The sequence below is a fragment of the Helicobacter pylori genome (genome assembly GCF_002832345.1).
In the GTDB taxonomy this organism is placed as follows: domain Bacteria; phylum Campylobacterota; class Campylobacteria; order Campylobacterales; family Helicobacteraceae; genus Helicobacter; species Helicobacter pylori_CP.
In genome coordinates this window covers 1-18,911 of record NZ_PHLZ01000012.1, presented here as the reverse complement: position 1 = coordinate 18,911, position 18,911 = coordinate 1, and the positions used below count along the sequence as shown (strand labels likewise).

Sequence of the window (18,911 nt, the reverse complement as noted above, 5' to 3'; positions counted from 1 at the left end):
CCACATGAAAGGGTTTAAAATATGACTTATAGAAATGGCAAAATAGATTTAAAGAATGAACGCTTTAGTAAAAACCGCTCTTTTAAGGGCGTTAAAAAGAAAATCGCTAAAAAACACAAAGCCAAAAATCCGTCCTTGATCGCTCATGCATTCAAAATGCGATCAAATCTTTCTGCATCTTTTAACAAAAAAATCTTCTTAGGGCTAGGGTTTGTTTCAGCTTTGAGCGCTGAAGATTATAATAGTTCAGTATATTGGCTCAATAGCGTGAATGAAAATAACAGCAACAAATCCTACTATGTCAGCCCTTTACGCACTTGGGCTGGGGGGAGTAGGAGTTTTACGCAAAACTATAACAACAGCAAATTGTATATAGGGACAAAAAACGCTTCCGCAACGCCCAACAACAATTCTATATGGTTTGGGAAAGAGGGCTATATAGGTTTTATTACAGGGGTTTTTAAGGCTAGAGACATTTTTATCACAGGAGCTGTTGGCTCAGGCAATGAATTAAAAACCGGTGGGGGTGCGATACTTGTTTTTGAAAGCTCAAACGAATTAAACGCTAATGGGGCTTATTTTCAAAATAACAGAGCTGGGACGCAAACTTCTTGGATCAATTTGATTTCCAATAACAGCGTGAATTTGACAAACACGGATTTTGGCAACCAAACCCCTAATGGGGGCTTTAATGTGATGGGGCGAAAGGTTACTTATAATGGTGGGATCGTCAATGGCGGGAATTTTGGCTTTGATAATGTGGATAGCAACGGCACAACCACCATTAGCGGAGTAACTTTCAACAATAACGGCGCGCTCACTTATAAGGGTGGGAATGGTATTGGGGGGAGCATCACCTTTACTAACTCTAATATCAATCATTACAAACTCAATCTTAACGCTAATAGCGTTACCTTTAATAACAGCATTTTAGGGAGTATGCCTAATGGCAGCGCTAACACCGTAGGGGATGCTTATATCCTTAACGCTGAACGCATTACTTTTAATAATTTGACTTTTGATGGAGGGTGGTTTGTTTTTAATAGGCCGGATTCTAAAATAGATTTTCAAGGCACGACCACGATCAACAACCCCACTTCACCCTTTTTGAATATGACCGGTAAGGTGAATATTAACGCTAACGCGATTTTTAATATTCAAAATTACACGCCCACGATAGGGAGTGCTTACACGCTCTTTAGCATGAAAAATGGCTCTATCGCTTATAATGATGTGGATAATTTATGGAATATCATCAGGCTTAAAAACACGCAAGCCACAAAGGACAATAGCAAAAACGCCACTTCCAATAATAACACCCACACTTACTATGTAACCTACAATTTAGGCGGCACGCTCTATAATTTCAGACAAATTTTTAGCCCTGATTCCATTGTTTTACAATCCGTTTATTATGGCGCGAATAATATTTATTACACCAATAGCGTGAATATCCATGACAATGTTTTTAATTTAAAAAATATTAACGATGATAGGGCTGATACGATTTTCTACCTCAACGGCTTGAACACTTGGAATTACACTAATGCGAGATTCACTCAAACCTATGGCGGGAAAAACAGCGCTTTAGTCTTTAACGCCACGACCCCTTGGGCTAATGGCAGTATCCCTAAATCTAACAGCACGGTGCGTTTTGGAGGGTATGAGGGAGTCAATTGGGGGAAAACGGGCTATATTACTGGCACTTTCACAGCCGATAGGGTTTATATCACCGGTAACATGATGACTGGTAACGGCGCTCAAACCGGTGGAGGAGCGACTTTGAATTTTGTGGGCGCGACTGAAATTAATATCGCTGGAGCCACCTTTAAAAACCTAAAAACCACTTCACAAAATTCTTACATGACTTTTATGGCGTTAGGGGATAGCTCTGGGAGCGGTAAGATCAATGTCTCTCAGTCTGATTTTTACGATTGGACGGGTGGGGGGTATGATTTTACCGGTAATGGCGCTTTTGATAGCGTGAATTTCAACAAAGCTTATTACAAATTTCAAGGCGCTGAAAATTCTTACACTTTTAAAAACACGAACTTTTTAGCAGGGAATTTTAAGTTTCAAGGCAAGACCACCATTGAAAAATCCGTTTTAGATGACGCTTCTTATTCTTTTGATGGCGCGAACAACACCTTTAATGAAGACAAATTTAATGGCGGATCGTTTAATTTCAACCACGCCGAGCAGACAGACGCTTTCAATAACAATTCGTTTAATGGCGGTTCGTTTAATTTCAACGCCAAACAAGTGGATTTTAATCATAACTTGTTCAATGGGGGCGTGTTTAATTTCAATAATACCCCTAAAGTCAGTTTCACTGATGACGCTTTTAATGTGAACAACCAATTCAAAATAAACGGCGCTCAAACAACTTTCACTTTCAATAAGGGCGTTATTTTTAACATGCAAGGGCTTTTGAGCAATTTAAGCGTAGGCACGACTTATCAATTGCTTAACGCTAAAAGCGTGGATTATAAGGATAACAATAGTGCTTTGTATCAAATGTTGCGCTGGACGAGCGGGGAAAATCCTAGCGGCACGCTAGTTGATAAAAATCAATCCGCGCCAAGCAACGCTAAAATTTATAATGTCCAATTCACCGATAACGGCTTGACTTACTACATCAAAGAAAATTTTAATAACGGGATCACGCTCACTCGTTTATGCACTCTAGGCTATACGCATTGCGTGAATATCCACAATGATGTATTTCATCTTAAAAATGTCAATAATAACGCCAGTAACACCGTGTTCTATCTCAATGGCATGACGACTTGGAAGACTGCTGGCACAGGCGTTTTCACGCAAGATTACAGCGGCGCTAACAGCGTTTTAGTGTTCAATCAGACCACCCCTTTTCTTGATGGAGCAAATCCCGCTTCCAATAGCGTGGTGAGTTTTGGGAAAACTTCAGGGGCTGAATGGGGGCTAGTGGGCTATATTCAAGGCGTTTTTAAAGCCAATCAAATTGACATTACCGGCACGATTCGCTCTGGTAATGGGGCTCAAACCGGTGGGGGCGCGACTTTAGTGTTTAACGCTCAAAAGCGTTTGAATATCGCTAACGCTCATTTGAATAGCGATAAAGCCGGTTTGCAAAATTCATGGATGAATTTCATTGTCAATAACGGCAACTTGAATGTAACAAACGCAAATTTTAGCAACCAAACCCCGCATGGAGGCTTTAACCTTAAAGCCAATAATATCACTTGGGATAAAGGGTCTGTGAGTGGAGGGGGGAATTTTGGTGTGGATAACGCCAATAGCAATGGCACAACCACCATTAGCGGAGTAACTTTCAATAATAACGGCACTTTGATTTATAAGGGGGGTGAAAACAGCGCCGGAAATTCCCTAACCCTAGAAAACAACACTTTCAATTCCTACAATATCAACGCCAAAGCGCAAAACCTAATTTTTAACAACAACTCGTTTAATGGCGGTAGCTATTCGTTTAACGACACTAAAAACACCACCTTTAAAGGCACAAACACGCTCATTAACAGCGATCCTTTTAGCCGTCTCCAAGGCTCAATCGCTATTGAAAATAATAGTATTTTTAATATTGAAAGGGATTTGACTGACAACACCACCTACACGCTTCTAAGCGGGAATAACATTAAATATGATAATGAAATTGCGACGGATAATGTTTTTTCAAAAAATTTATGGAATTTAATCCATTATGGTGGCGAACAAGGGACTCTATTAAGAGCGGATAACAACACTTTTTTTGTGCAATTCACGCAGAGCAACGGCCAAAAATTTGTCTTTGAAGAGACTTTTAACCCGGGCTCTATCACTTATAAATATTTCACTATCCATTCTTCGCCTTTCCACACAGACGCTGATTCTAAGGATATTTGGAGTCAAGTGAGGAAGCAATTTGATTTCATTCCAGGAAAAACCCCCGTGTGTGTTGGCGTGTGCTATATCGCACCCTATAAAAATCAAGACCTTATTGGCTCTAGCGCTTTTGCGTGGTCGCTGAACTTTGGGGCCACGGTGGTAGGGACTTTGCTTTTAGGGAGCGCTCAAGAAAAGGCCAATAACAATGGCGGATCTATCTGGTTTGGTAAGAATAATTTGCTGTATTTGCATGGCAATTTCAACGCGACTAATATCTTTTTAACGAATAACTTTAATGTCGGCAACCCTAACGCCGGCGGTGGGGCGACGATCAGTTTTAACGCTGATGAAATCTTGAACGCTGACGGGTTAAATTACACGAATTTCCAAACCGTGGCTATGGGCTTACAAACCAGCACGAGCCAACATTCTTGGGCGAATTTTAATTCTAGGCTTTCTATGGAGATTAAAAACTCCAACTTTAGGGATTTCACATGGGGAGGCTTTAGGTTCAATTCAGGGCGCATGGTTTTTGAAAACACCACTTTTAGCGGCTGGACCAATATTAACGGAGCGACTGAGAGCGGCTCATCGTATGTGAATATGGTTGCGAATACGAATTTGATTTTTTCTAATTCCATTTTAGGGGGGGGTATTCGCTATGATTTGAAAGCTAATAACGTTATTTTCAATAACTCTCAAATAGTCATTGATGTGTCTAAAAATGTGAATCAGTCTTCATTGAATGGGAATGTTACTTTCAATAATTCCAGGCTTTCAGTCAAGCCTAACGCCGCTATTAATATTGGGGATAGCCAAACCCAAACGACTTTAGAAAACGCTTCAAGCCTTTCTTTTTACAACAACAGCGTAGCGAATTTTAACGGCACAACCGCTTTTAACGGGGTGTCTTATTTGAATTTGAACCCTAACGCTCAATTAAGCTTCAATCAAGCGAATTTCAATAACGCTAATGTAACCTTTTATGGCATTCCTTTATTTGGTAAAACGCCTGATTTTGGCAACTCTGCACGCCTGATTAATTTCAAAGGGAATACGAATTTTAATCAAGCCACGCTCAATTTAAGGGCTAAAAATATCCATATCAATTTCCAAGGCGCTTCTACTTTTGAAAATAACTCTACGATGAATTTGGCTGAAAGTTCTCAAGCGAGTTTTAACGCTCTTAGCGTAGAGGGGGAAACGAATTTCAATCTCAACGGATCAAGCTTGTTGAATTTCAATGGCAATAGTGTTTTTAACGCTCCTGTGAGTTTTTATGCCAATAATTCTCAAATTTCTTTCACTAAATTAGCGACTTTTAATTCTAGCGCCTTGTTTGATTTACAAAACAACAGCACTCTGAATTTTCAAAGCGTTCTTTTAAACAGCACTTTAAGCCTTTTAGGCAATGGCGGTAACGCTCTATCTATTAATGCAAGCGGGAATTTCAGCTTTGGATCTCAAGGCGTTTTGAATCTGTCTAATGTGAATTTGTTTGATGCAAAAAACAAGCCCTTAGTTTATAATATTTTACAAGCTCAAAACATTCAGGGTTTAATGGGGAATAACGGCTATGAAAAGATCCGTTTTTATGGCATACAGATTGACAAGGCTGATTACTCGTTTAATAACGGCGTTCATTCTTGGAGTTTCACTAACCCGCTCAATACGACTGAAACGATTACAGAAACCTTACATAACAACCGCTTGAAAGTGCAGATCTCTCAAAATGGCGTTTCTAATAATGCGATGTTTAACCTCGCTCCTAGCTTGTATAATTACCAAAAAAACCCTTATGATGAAAGTTCTAATTCCTATAATTATACAAGCGGCAAAGCTGGCACTTATTATTTGAATAGTAACATCAAAGGCTTTAATCAAAACAATGAAACACCTGGGACTTATAATGCGCAAAACCAACCCTTACAAGCCTTACACATCTATAATCAGGCTATCACTAAGCAAGATTTGAGCACGATTGCCAGCTTGGGTAAGGAATTTTTGCCTAAATTAGCCAATCTTTTATCTTCAGGGGCTTTAGATCATCTCAATCTCAATAGTCCGAATGGTTTTGAAACTCTTTTTGGTATCTTTGAAAAATATGGTATTGCTTTAACTCAAGCAAATTGGAAGAGTTTGTTGGGTATTATCAATAATTTTTCCAACACGGCTAATTATGATTTCTCTCAGGGCAATCTCGTTGTAGGAGCGATCAAAGAAGGGCAAACGAACACTAATAGCGTGGTGTGGTTTGGAGGCGATGGGTATAAAAATCCATGCACGGTTGGGGATAACACTTGCCAGATGTTCAGGCAGACTAATTTGGGGCAGTTGCTTTATTCTAGTGCGCCTTATTTAGGCTACATTAACGCTAATTTTAAGGCTAAAAACATTTATATCACCGGAACCATCGGCAGCGGGAACGCTTGGGGGAGCGGAGGGAGCGCGAATGTGTCTTTTGAAAGCGCGACGAATTTGGTGCTCAATCAAGCCAATATTGACGCTCAAGGGACCGATAAAATCTTTTCTTATCTAGGGCAAGGTGGCATTGAAAAGCTTTTTGGAGAAAAAGGTTTAGGGAATGCGCTTTCTAATATCATTTATGAAGAGAGCTTGAATAATAACGCTATCCCTAAAGATCTAGCCAACATGATCCCTAAAGATTTTGGATCTAAGACTTTAAGCTCCTTGCTTAGCCCTACTGAAGTGAATAACCTCTTAGGCGTGAGCGCTTTTAAAAACGCGATCATGGAAATTTTAAATTCTAAAACGGTGGGCGATGTTTTTGGTGAAAACGGGCTTTTAAACGCGCTAGATCCTATAAAAAGAAAAGAAATCGATCAAATGCTTTTAGAGCAAATCCAAGCCCATTCTTCAGGGTTTGAAAAATTCATCGTTAAAACTTTAGGGATTGAAAATGTAGAGAATTTCATCAATAACTGGTATGGCAAGCAGAGTTTGAGTTCTTTTGCTAATAATTTTGTGCCTGGAGGCTTAAATCAAGCCCTTGATAAAATAGGCTCTAGCGCTGATTCCAAAGACTTACAGAATTTCTTAGACAAAACGACTTTTGGGGATATTCTCAATCAAATGATCAATCAAGCCCCCTTAATCAATAAGCTCATTTCTTGGCTAGGCCCGCAGGATTTGAGCGTGTTAGTCAATATCGCTTTAAACAGCATCACTAACCCTAGTAAAGAGCTGACTAGCACCATTTCTAGCATAGGTGAAAAAGCGTTAAATGACTTATTGGGCGAAGGCGTAGTGAATAAAATCATGAGCAATCAAGTCCTAGGGCAAATGATCAATAAAATCGTCGCTGATAAGGGCTTAGGAGGCGTTTATCATCAAGGTTTGGGCTCCATACTCCCTAAATCTTTACAAGATGAGTTGAAACAATTGGGCATGGGCTCTTTGCTCAAACCTAAAGGCTTGCACAATCTCTGGCAAAAAGGGAATTTTAATTTCGTGGCTAAAAACCATGTGTTTGTGAATAACAGCTCGTTTAGTAACGCCACAGGAGGGGAATTGAATTTTGTGGCGGGCAAGTCCATTATCTTTAATGGGAAAAACACGATTAATTTCACGCAATATCAGGGCAGGCTTTCTTTTGTATCTAAAGATTTTTCTAACATTTCATTAGATACCTTAAACGCTACCAACGGCTTAACGCTTAATGCTCCTAAAAATGACATTAGCGTTCAAAAAGGTCAAATTTGCGTGAATGTCTTAGATTGCATGGGCGAGAAAAAAGCTCATTATTCAAGCGCGACAGCCCCAACCGATGAAACGCTAGAAGTGAATGCGAATAACTTCTCGTTCTTAGGCACGATTAACGCCAACGGCATGGTCAATTTTTCACAAGTTTTGCAAAATACGACTATCGGGACTTTGGATTTAGGGCCAAACGCCACTTTTAAAGCGAATAATTTGATCGTGAATAACGCTTTTAACAACAATTCTAATTACAGGGCTGATATTAGCGGTAATCTCAATGTGGTAAAAGGAGCGGCTCTCAGCACGAATGAAAATGGTTTGAATGTGGGGGGGAATTTTAAGAGCGAAGGGTCATTAATCTTTAATCTTAATAACCCCACCCATCAAACGATTATTAATGTAACGGGTGCTTCTACGATCATGTCTTACAATAATCAGGCTTTAATCCATTTTAATACCCAACTCAAGCAAGGTGCTTACACGCTTATGGACGCTAAACGCATGCTTTATGGCTATGACAATCAAATCATTCGTCAAGGGAGCTTGAGCGATTACCTCAAGCTTTACACCCTCATTGATTTTAACGGCAAACGCATGCAATTAAAGGGCGATTCACTAAGCTATGACAACCAACCAGTCAATATTAAAGATGGGGGTCTTGTGGTGAGCTTTAAAGACAATCAAGGGCAAATGGTGTATTCATCTATCCTTTATGATAAAGTTCAAGTTAGCGTCTCTGATAAGCCCATGGATATTCATGCCCCTAGTTTGGAGTATTACATTAAATACATTCAAGGCAGCGCTGGTTTGAATGCGATCAAATCTGCGGGCAATAATTCCATTCTGTGGCTGAATGAGCTTTTTGTGGCTAAGGGGGGTAATCCCTTGTTCGCTCCTTATTATTTGCAAGACACGCCCACCAAACACATTGTGACTTTAATGGAAGATGTGAGCAGCGCTTTAGGCATGCTTTCTAAACCCAATCTTAAAAACAATTCCACCGATGTTTTACAGCTCAACACTTACACGCAACAAATGGGCCGTCTAGCCAAGCTTTCTAATTTCGCTTCTTTTGATTCAACGGATTTTAGCGAACGCTTGAGCAGTCTTAAAAACCAAAGATTTGCTGATGCAATCCCTAACGCGATGGATGTGATTTTAAAATACTCTCAAAGGGATAAACTAAAAAACAACCTTTGGGCGACCGGTATTGGGGGCGTGAGTTTTGTGGAAAATGGCACAGGAACGCTCTATGGTGTCAATGTGGGCTATGACAGATTCATTAAGGGTGTGATTGTTGGAGGGTATGCGGCTTATGGGTATAGCGGGTTTTATGAACGCATCACTAATTCTAAATCCGATAATGTGGATGTGGGCTTGTATGCGAGAGCTTTCATTAAAAAGAGCGAGCTAACCTTTAGCGTCAATGAAACTTGGGGGGCTAATAAAACCCAAATCAGCTCCAACGACACTCTGCTTTCTATGATCAATCAGTCCTATAAATACAGCACATGGACGACGAATGCGAGAGTTAATTACGGGTATGATTTCATGTTTAAAAACAAAAGCATCATTTTAAAACCTCAAATTGGTTTAAGGTATTACTATATTGGCATGACCGGTTTAGAAGGGGTTATGAATAACGCGCTCTATAACCAGTTTAAAGCGAACGCCGATCCGTCTAAAAAATCCGTTTTAACGATTGATCTTGCTTTAGAGAACCGCCATTATTTCAACACAAACTCTTATTTTTATGCGATTGGCGGCTTTGGTAGGGATTTGCTTGTGAGGTCTATGGGGGATAAATTGGTGCGTTTCATTGGTAACAACACTTTGAGCTACAGAAAAGGCGAGCTTTATAACACTTTTGCGAGCATCACTACAGGCGGGGAAGTGAGGTTGTTTAAAAGCTTTTATGCGAATGCTGGGGTGGGGGCTAGGTTTGGATTGGATTATAAAATGATCAACATTACCGGAAATATTGGAATGCGTTTAGCGTTTTAAGGGGTGGGGGCTTACCCCTTTTTGAGCCATTAAATAAATCAATGGTGGGACTAAGTCTTTAACGCATGCGTTCTTTTGGTGTTAGTAACATGCGATTAGTGCTTAGTAAAAATAAAATAATGCCACCAATAATGAAAAATGTTGAAGTTGCTAAAACCAGTATAGTATCAATCCCTTGAAAAGCTTTGATTAGAAGTTGATTAAGGTAGTAAAAAATAGATGTTTTGATAAATAATTGACCAATATTAGGTAGGTATTCTAAAGGAACAAAAACATTACAAGACATTAGTGCATAGAGATTGATGATATTACAAAATCCTAAGATGCTTTGTTCGTTTTGAAAAATTCTAGCTACAAAAATGGCTAAGCAAAAACAAAACAATGCGCTTGAAAAAACACTAACAAACCCCAAAATAAGCGCTTTAAAATTAAGAATAGTGATGATATTGAACGCATAAAAAGAGAGAATAATAAAGATAAAAGCATATAGGATTACAACGATTAGTCTTGAAGCGATTAATGCTAGAGTTATTTGTTTGAAAGTTGCTAGTGATAGCATGTAGAACAAGAATATATTATGCGATTCTCAAGCTTGTTATAGCTTGAGTGAGACCAAAGATCGCGCTAGAAATAATAAGGAGTCCCATTAGACCTATGATGCTATTAAAGTAAAAAATTTCAGTAGTATTTTTTGAAAAAACAAAAATCAGTAATAGGAGCATTAAAATAGGATAAATAAAAGTCCAAAATAGCGCGCTTGTATTGGTGAGATAAGATTTGATTTCAAGTTTTAGGATAGATAGAATTGCTCCCACTAAATATCCTTTAGTAATGCTAATAAGTCTTTTGTGGTTGGTTTTTCTTTAAAGTTAAAAGTTTTAGCTACAGATTTTAATATAGAATTTAAAGGTTTGTATTGAGCAATGTTGCCATTCTTAAGGAACAATACCCATTCGCAACTATCTAAGACAATCAGATCTGAGTGGCGATGATACTTGTAAGTTGTTGGGTGTTGTGCAAGCTTATGAGATTTGATAGTCTTATAAGAGCGTTTTGCTCTAAACTGGTTTCTGGTTCATCCATAATAATTAATTGGGGGTGGTGGCTAAGAGCTAAATCAATCTTTAAGCGCTGTTTTTGTCCATCACTTAGGTGTTCGTAGGTTTTATTTAAAAGATTTTTTTCAAATAGATTTGGAGTGCAGTTTTTGTGAAAAAATTGATAGAATTTAAAAAGGTCGTTTGCGTTTAATCCAAGTGGGTAGTTGAATAGGTTAGAGACAACTCCCAATTGTTTGCGTTGTGGTATAACATTGTCGTGGTATGGAATATTATTGTTTTGTGCTTTAAAATTATAGTCTGATCTAATGCCTAGAATAGTGTTGATAAGCGTTGATTTTCCAGCACCATTTGTGCCAATAATGGCTGTACTAGTATGATTTTTAAATGAAAAATCTTGTATATTTAAAGCGTTTTTAAACATGGTTTTTGGGTGTATGCTGATGTTAGAAATCATAAAATCCCCTTTGCATAAAATCTCTTTTGATAGAAATGATTTAAAATCCCATTTAGGGTTATTGTATTCAAATAATGGTTTTATTTAGTGCAGTGTTATTAAAAAATTAACCGATTTTTGTTAAAACGAGCCAAAAGCGTTACTGATAGACACGCTCTAAGCGAGTGAAACGATTTTAAAAAGCACTCCAACTCTAAAAAATAGACAAAGCCAAAGCTTTAAATAAGAAAGACCTTAAAAGAGAAACGGGGTTTTTGATTTTTCATTCTCAAAACCCTAAATATTCTCTCGTTTTTTGTCCGTTATTGGTTTTATGGGTGTTTTAACATATAAAATTCCAACGCTTTTTCAAAGAGGAGCGAGCGGTTAGAAAAACCTTTCTCTTTCATGTATTCATCCACTTTAGCCATAAAACTAGGCGAGAGTAAAACGCTATGATTGATTCTTCGCTCTTTACTTGTTTTTTCTTCGTATTCTATCTCTTCTATTTCGGCTAACAAACTGGGCGAAAGCGAAATGTTAAAATTGCTCCTTCGTTCGCTGCTCACTTTTATTTCTGCTTCTAGCTCGGCTAATTCGGTTAGCAACCTTTTGCGTTTGGCTTGTAAAGCCTGAATGGTTGTGTGCACTTTATGGTGTTCCATCATTGCTCCTTAAAATATCTTTATTTTTCGCATTCTACTATAAAATAGGATTTTGTGAGTAAATTCATTAAGAATGAAAATTGGAATTTTTCTTTAGAATTTAACCGGGTATTTGATTTTAATTTTAATCCAATTCTTTAAGGCGTTTTAACAATTCTTCTTCATTCAAAACGCTCACGCCATGTTTTTTTGCTAGAGCGAGTTTTGAGCCGGCGTTTTCTCCAGCGATTAAAAAATCGGTTTTAGCGCTCACGCTTGAAGCAATTTTTGCCCCTAAATTTTCTAACATTTGAGCGTATTCTTGCCGTGGTTTAGAAAGCGTGCCGGTTAAAACAATCGTTTTGTTATTGAAAACAGAAGAGCTTTTTTGCTTTTCTTCAGCCATATCGCTGTTTTTAGGGTTCAACAAATCAAATAACGATCGGATAAATTCCTGATTGCTCGCATAAAAATTGACTAAAGAGCGCGCCATTTCCACTCCAAAACCTTCCATTTCTAAAAACTCGGCTTCGCTTTTTTCTAACACATTTAAGCCGTATTTGGCTAGCGTTTTACTCGCTCCCTTACCAATATGCTCGATCCCTAAAGCGTTGATCAAACGCCATAAGGGAGGGTTTTTGCTCTTTTGAATAGCGTCTAATAGATTTTGAGCTTTTTTGATTTTAAATTTGTCTAGCCGCATTAAATCTTCTAATTTTAAAGCATACAAATCCAGGGCGTTAACAATGAGTTTTTCTTCAAAAAGTTGCTCTATGACTTTATCGCCCAAGCCTTGGATGTTTAAAGCGTCTTTAGAAGCGAAATGAATCAAGCTTTCTTTCAACCTTGCTGGGCAATTAAGGTTTTGACAATAAGTAAAAATCTCTTCGCATAAAAGCTCATGCGAGCATATGGGGCAAACTTTGGGGCGTTCAATTTTGTGTTGCGAGCCGTCTCTATAAGATTCTAAAGGTTTAATGATTTTAGGGATCACATCACCGCTTCTAATGACAACGACCCTATCATTGAGCATGATATTCTTTTTTTCAATTTCAGAATAATTGTGCAAGGTTGCTTTCGTAATTATAGCTCCAGCAATTTCTACAGGCTCTAAAAGAGCGACCGGTGTGATCGCCCCGCTGCGCCCCACTTGGTTGATGACTCCTATGATTTTGGTGTGTTTTTCTAAAGCCGGGAATTTATAAGCGCAAGTGAATTTAGGGGATTTTTGCGTGTAGCCTAGCTCCTTTTGAATATCCAATTCATTCACAACGATCACCATGCCGTCTAAAAGGGCAAAAAAGCCCTCCCTTTCTTTAATCAGGGTGTGGTAATTTTCTTCTATTTCTTGGTGGTTTTTGTTTAAGCGTAAGTATTGAATGGCGCTAAAACCCAACGAGACGATAAAATCCAAACATTCCTTAAAGCTTAAAAAATTTAAAGAATGCTTGCCCACGCCCCAAGGGATGAATTGCAATTTGCGCTTTTTAGTGATTTCGCTATCAAGTTGCCTCAAACTCCCTGATGCGGCATTTCTGGGGTTAGCGAATAGGGGTTCATTAGCGTTTAGGCGTTCTTTATTTAAAGCGTCAAAATCCTTTTTAGAAATGATCACTTCGCCCCTGATTTCTATTTCTTCATTATAAGCGATAAAATGGGGGATATTAGCGATGTGTTTAGCGTTTGCGCTAACTAATTCTCCTTCTAAGCCATTGCCCCTAGTGGTCGCACTCACTAGCTTGCCATGTTGATACAAAAGATTGAGCGAAACCCCATCAAGTTTGGGCGAGCACACGAACGAAGCGCTAGGGTAGGTTTTTAAAATGCGTTGCAACCACGCTTGCAATTCGTTTTGATTGAACACATCATCTAAGCTCCACATCCGCATTAAATGGGGGTTTTTACTGAACGAATTGGTGGCAGTAGCCCCCACTTTTTGGGTAGGGGAATTCGCTTGAATGTGGCTAGGGTTTTTTTCTTCATAAGCTTTTAATTCTTGGTAAAGTTCATCATAGATCGCATCGCTTACGATTGACTCATCAAGGTTGTAATAATGGTGCGATAGCGTGTTTAAGTATTCAATTCTTTCTAAATATTCTTTTTGGCTTTTTATCATTTTTGTAAAAACCTTTTAAACTAAATTAGGGTAGTATTATAACATTTAATCTTTGATAGGGCTTTAGGGGAAAATAGGTGGTAAGAGACATTGACAAAACGACTTCGTTGCACTTAAACAACGCAGTGCAATTTCTGTGCTTTAGATTAGATGAAAAAAAAGACGCCCAACTTTATGGCATGAACATTTTTAAGATCCGAGAAATTATCCATTATGACGGGGAGATTACAGAGATTCTTGGGGGGAGCGATGGCGTGATGCTCGGGTTTCTTAGCGTTAGGGGCGAATCCATTCCTTTAGTGGATGTGAAAAGGTGGTTGCATTATAACGCGAATGATCCGAGTCGTGATTTAAAAGAATGTAGCGTTAAAGATGACCATAATTTAGTGATCGTGTGCCATTTTTCTAACCATTCCATCGCTCTAAAGGTTTTAAAAATTGAAAGGATTATTCATAAAAATTGGAATGAGATTAGCGCCGGGGACAAACAAGGCATTAATGAAGAGGGTAAGCTTAGCGCTATCACCCGTTTTGATGAAGAACGAGTGGTGCAGATCTTAGATGTGGAGAAAATGATTAGCGATGTTTTCCCTAGCTTGAAGGATTTAGACGATTTGACTTTGCGTTGCATAGAAGCCATTCAAAGCCAAAAACTCATTTTAATCGCTGAAGATTCCTTGAGCGCTCTTAAAACCTTAGAAAAGATCGTTCAAACTTTAGAATTGCGTTATTTAGCCTTTCCAAATGGGAGGGAATTGTTGGATTATTTGTATGAAAAAGAACATTACCAACAAGTTGGCGTGGTTATTACGGATTTAGAAATGCCTAACGTTTCAGGGTTTGAAGTGCTAAAAACCATTAAAGCTGATCATAGAACTGAGCATCTTCCTGTGATCATCAATTCGTCCATGAGCAGCGATTCTAACCGCCAATTAGCCCAATCTTTAGAAGCGGATGGTTTTGTGGTAAAATCTAACATTCTTGAAATCCATGAAATGCTTAAAAAAACGCTTTCATAAATTTAATTTTTGTTTTAATTTAAAGGGATAAAACATGCGAAGTCATTTCTGCACAGAAATTAGTGAAAAAGATGTGGGTAAAATAGTCAAAGTGGCCGGGTGGTGTAACACTTATAGAGACCATGGAGGCGTGGTTTTTATTGATTTAAGGGATAAAAGCGGTTTGGTGCAACTAGTCTGTGATCCTAGCTCTAAGGCTTATGAAAAGGCTTTAGAGGTTAGGAGCGAATTTGTGCTAGTGGCTAAAGGGAAAGCGCGTTTAAGGGGTGCTGGGTTAGAAAACCCTAAACTAAAAACGGGTAAAATTGAAATCGTTTTAGAAGAGTTAATTATTGAAAATAAAAGCGCTACCCCACCGATTGAAATTGGCAATAAAAACGTGAATGAAGATTTGCGCTTGAAATACCGCTATTTGGATTTACGCTCTTTGAATGCTTATGAAATCTTTAAATTGCGCAGTGAAGTGGCTTTAATCACTCGTAACACTCTAGCCCAAAAGGGTTTTTTAGAGATTGAAACCCCCATTTTGTCTAAAACCACGCCTGAGGGAGCTAGGGATTATTTAGTGCCAAGCAGGGTGCATGAGGGCGAATTTTTTGCACTCCCCCAAAGCCCGCAATTATTCAAACAGCTTTTAATGGTGGGGGGGATGGACAGGTATTTTCAAATCGCTCGCTGCTTTAGAGATGAAGATTTGAGGGCGGACAGGCAGCCAGAATTCACGCAAATTGATGCGGAAATGAGCTTTTGCGATGAAAATGATGTGATGGGCGTGGTGGAAGATTTGTTGCAAGAGATTTTTAAAGCGATTGGGCATACTATTTCTAAACCTTTTAAACGCATGCCTTATAAGGAAGCGATGGAAAATTACGGGAGCGATAAGCCGGATTTACGCTTTGAATTGCCTTTAATAGAAGTGGGGGATTGTTTTAGGGACAGCTCGAATTCTATTTTTTCTAATATCGCAAAAGATTCTAAACACAAACGCATTAAAGCTTTGAACGTTAAGGGGGCTGATGCGCTTTTTAGCCGCAGCGTTTTAAAAGAATTAGAAGAATTTGTACGCCAATTTGGGGCTCAAGGCTTAGCGTATTTGCAAATTAAAGAAGATGGGATTAAAGGGCCTTTGGTTAAATTTTTGAGCGAAAAGGGGCTTAAAAATATTTTAGAAAGGACTGATGCACAAGTTGGGGATATTGTTTTTTTTGGAGCGGGAGATAAAAAAATCGTGTTAGACTACATGGGGCGCTTGCGCTTGAAGGTGGCTGAAACGCTTGATTTGATTGATAAAGACGCTTTGAATTTCTTATGGGTAGTCAATTTCCCCATGTTTGAAAAAACCGAAAACGGCTATCATGCTGCACACCACCCTTTTACGATGCCTAAAAATATAGAATGCGAAGATATAGAAGAGGTTGAAGCGCATGCGTATGATGTGGTGCTTAATGGCGTGGAGCTTGGTGGGGGGAGCATAAGGATCCATAAAGAAGAAATGCAAAAAAAAGTCTTTGAAAAAATCAATATCCATGAAGAAGAAGCACAAAAAAAATTTGGCTTTTTACTAGAAGCGCTAAAGTTTGGCGCTCCTCCTCATGGGGGCTTTGCGATAGGTTTTGATCGCTTGATCATGCTAATGACTAAATCTAGTAGCATTAGAGACGTGATCGCTTTCCCTAAAACGCAAAAAGCTTCATGCTTATTGACTGACGCGCCTAGCCCCATTAATGAAGAGCAATTAAGAGAATTACACATTCGCTTAAGAAAATAATTTAAAAGGATACGATATGAAACAACTATTTTTGATTATTGGAGCCCCAGGGAGTGGTAAAACCACTGATGCAGAGCTTATCGCTAAGAATAACAGCGAAACAATCGCTCATTTTTCTACCGGGGATTTATTAAGGGCTGAGAGCGCTAAAAAGACTGAGCGAGGCTTATTGATTGAAAAATTCACTTCTCAAGGCGAATTAGTGCCTTTAGAAATTGTGGTAGAAACGATCCTTTCGGCGATTAAAAGCTCTAGCAAAGGGATCATTTTAATTGATGGCTATCCTAGGAGCGTGGAACAAATGCAGGCTTTGGATAAGGAATTGAACGCTCAAAACGAAGTGATCTTAAAAAGCGTGATTGAAGTAAAAGTGAGTGAAAACACTGCTAAAGAAAGGGTTTTAGGGCGCTCTAGGGGGGCTGATGATAATGAGGTCGTGTTTCATAACCGCATGCGGGTGTTTTTGGATCCGTTGGGTGAGATCCAAAATTTTTACAAGAATAAGAAAGTGTATAAAGTTATCGATGGCGAAAGAAGCATTGAAGAAATCGTGAATGAAATGCAAAAATATATTTTGTCTTTTGCAAATTAAAATGCGTTCCAAAGAGAATAAGCTGTGATTGGTGTTTATATCATTTCTTTAAAAGAAAGTCAAAGGCGTTTGGATACTGAAAAACTCGTTTTAGAATCCAATGAAAAATTTAAAGGCCGTTGCGTTTTTCAAATCTTTGACGCTATTAGCCCTAAACACGAAGATTTTGAAAAATTACTTCAAGAGCTTTATGACGCTCAAAGTTTATTGCAATCTGATTGGTATCATTCTTATGTTGGCGCTGGTTTGACTTTGCCTGAATTGGGGTGTTATTTAAGCCATTATCTTTTGTGGAAAGAATGCGTCAAAACAAACCAACCGGTCGTTATTTTAGAAGATGATGTAGCCTTAGAGTCTAATTTCATGCAAGCCTTAGAAGATTGCTTGAAAAGCCCTTTTGATTTTGTGAGACTCTATGGGTGCTATTGGTATTACCACGAGACAAAATTCCATGTTTTACCCAAAGAATTTGTATTTCCTCCCTTTGATTATCCTTTTAAAAATAACCCTATTTTAGAAAAATTTAAAAAATTTTTTGATGTTTCTAGATTTTTAAATCTTTCTACCCATAAGGTCATCCACTATATTCTCAAAAAAATACAAAAAAGCTATTACGCAACGCATGAAAAAGAAGCCTTTTTTTTAGAGCATTTTTACCTCACCAGCGTGTATGTGGCTTCTACAGCCAGTTATTACTTAACCCCTAAGGGCGCTAAAACTTTTATAGAAGCCACGGAGCGTTTTAAAATCATAGAGCCGGTGGATATGTTTATGGATAATTCTGCTTATCATGATATAGCGAATCTGACTTATGTGCCTTGCCCTGTTTCTTTAAGCGAGCATTCTTTAGACAGCACCATTCAAAAGCCCCAAAAAAAGAGCTTGAAATCTTACCCATTTCCGCCTAAAAAATCAACTTTTAAGAATCTTTTCTACTACAGCATTAACGCTAAAAAACGTTTAAAAGCCTTTCAACAATACAGCAAGCAATACGCTCCTTTAAAAACCCCTAAAGAGGTTTAAAAAGAATGAAAAAACTTTATGGTAGAATGCCACAGAATGCCATATTTAGGAGTTCATTTGACACAAGTTTATATCATTTCTTTAAAAGAAAGTCAAAGGCGTTTGGATACTGAAAAACTCGTTTTAGAATCCAATGAAAAATTTAAAGGCCGTTGTGTTTTTCAAATCTTTGACGCTATTAGCCCTAAACACGAAGATTTTGAAAAACTCGTTCAAGAGCTTTATGACGCGCAAAGCATGTTAAAATCCGATTGGTTCCATTCTGATTATTGTTGTGGAGAATTATTGCCCCGAGAATTTGGGTGCTATTTAAGCCATTATCTTTTATGGAAGGAATGCGTCAAATTAAACCAACCGGTCGTTATTTTAGAAGATGATGCAACGCTAGAGTCTCATTTCATGCAAGCCTTAGAAGATTGCTTGAAAAGCCCTTTTGATTTTGTGAGACTCTATGGGCATTATTGGGGAGGCCATAAAACCAATTTGTACTCTCTCCCTATCTATACAGAAACTGAAGAGGCTGAAGCGTCTATTGAAGAAACGCCTATTGAAAATTATGAAGTTACACCCCCCCCCCCCCCCCCCAATACGACAAAAAGATGGCTATATCAAAGAAAACAAAACCACCACAAAACCAAAACAAATCACCGTGTATCAAATCCATACC

9 protein-coding genes and 1 pseudogene are annotated in these 18,911 nt (G+C 38.4%); 6 read left to right on the top strand and 4 right to left on the bottom strand.

All coding sequences use genetic code 11. The annotated features are described in order from the left end of the window. Positions 1-21: 21 nt before the first annotated feature. Positions 22-9,588 (top strand): vacuolating cytotoxin domain-containing protein, encoded by a 9,567-nt coding sequence (locus CXY28_RS04560; RefSeq protein ID WP_100979656.1) that lies wholly within the window; start codon positions 22-24, stop codon positions 9,586-9,588. Between the two features lie 58 nt (positions 9,589-9,646). On the opposite strand, the pseudogene CXY28_RS04555 reads toward CXY28_RS04560, so the two are convergent. The 4 genes and pseudogenes from CXY28_RS04555 to ligA all read right to left on the bottom strand — a co-directional run bounded on the left by CXY28_RS04555 (position 9,647) and on the right by ligA (position 13,842). Then, positions 9,647-10,403, bottom strand: a pseudogene (locus tag CXY28_RS04555) (ABC transporter permease). Positions 10,404-10,560: 157 nt separating this feature from the next. Then, entirely contained in the window at positions 10,561-11,103 is a 543-nt protein-coding gene (locus CXY28_RS04545; RefSeq protein WP_232779981.1) for an ATP-binding cassette domain-containing protein, read from the bottom strand. Positions 11,104-11,414: 311 nt separating this feature from the next. Then, positions 11,415-11,747: a ribbon-helix-helix domain-containing protein gene (locus tag CXY28_RS04540; RefSeq protein ID WP_181325943.1), complete on the bottom strand. Its 333-nt coding sequence runs from the start codon at positions 11,745-11,747 to the stop codon at positions 11,415-11,417. 124 nt (positions 11,748-11,871) lie between these two features. Next, positions 11,872-13,842 (bottom strand): NAD-dependent DNA ligase LigA, encoded by a 1,971-nt coding sequence (ligA, locus tag CXY28_RS04535; protein WP_100979650.1) that lies wholly within the window; start codon positions 13,840-13,842, stop codon positions 11,872-11,874. Between the two features lie 77 nt (positions 13,843-13,919). Between ligA and CXY28_RS04530 the strand changes: the two genes are divergently transcribed. From CXY28_RS04530 to CXY28_RS04510, 5 genes are all read left to right on the top strand, one after another. Continuing rightward, a complete protein-coding gene (locus tag CXY28_RS04530; protein WP_100979648.1) occupies positions 13,920-14,861 on the top strand; it encodes a chemotaxis protein in 942 nt (313 codons plus the stop codon). Between the two features lie 34 nt (positions 14,862-14,895). Further along, positions 14,896-16,629, top strand: a complete 1,734-nt coding sequence (aspS, locus tag CXY28_RS04525) for an aspartate--tRNA ligase (protein WP_001256423.1) — start codon at positions 14,896-14,898, stop codon at positions 16,627-16,629. Between the two features lie 16 nt (positions 16,630-16,645). Then, positions 16,646-17,221, top strand: coding sequence for an adenylate kinase (locus tag CXY28_RS04520; protein WP_100979646.1), 576 nt, complete (start codon positions 16,646-16,648; stop codon positions 17,219-17,221). A gap of 24 nt (positions 17,222-17,245) precedes the next feature. Further along, positions 17,246-18,244, top strand: coding sequence for a glycosyltransferase family 25 protein (locus CXY28_RS04515; protein ID WP_100979644.1), 999 nt, complete (start codon positions 17,246-17,248; stop codon positions 18,242-18,244). A gap of 57 nt (positions 18,245-18,301) precedes the next feature. After that, on the top strand, positions 18,302-18,911 hold a 610-nt coding region (locus CXY28_RS04510), incomplete at its 3' end, for a glycosyltransferase family 25 protein (protein WP_232779980.1).

Excerpts from the sequence above, each read along its gene's own strand:
- CXY28_RS04560 (WP_100979656.1), top strand. The coding sequence starts at position 22 with ATGACTTATAGAAATGGCAAAATAGATTTAAAGAATGAACGCTTTAGT.
- CXY28_RS04545 (WP_232779981.1), bottom strand. The coding sequence starts at position 11,103 with ATGATTTCTAACATCAGCATACACCCAAAAACCATGTTTAAAAACGCT.
- CXY28_RS04540 (WP_181325943.1), bottom strand. The coding sequence starts at position 11,747 with ATGGAACACCATAAAGTGCACACAACCATTCAGGCTTTACAAGCCAAA.
- ligA (WP_100979650.1), bottom strand. The coding sequence starts at position 13,842 with ATGATAAAAAGCCAAAAAGAATATTTAGAAAGAATTGAATACTTAAAC.
- aspS (WP_001256423.1), top strand. The coding sequence starts at position 14,896 with ATGCGAAGTCATTTCTGCACAGAAATTAGTGAAAAAGATGTGGGTAAA.
- CXY28_RS04520 (WP_100979646.1), top strand. The coding sequence starts at position 16,646 with ATGAAACAACTATTTTTGATTATTGGAGCCCCAGGGAGTGGTAAAACC.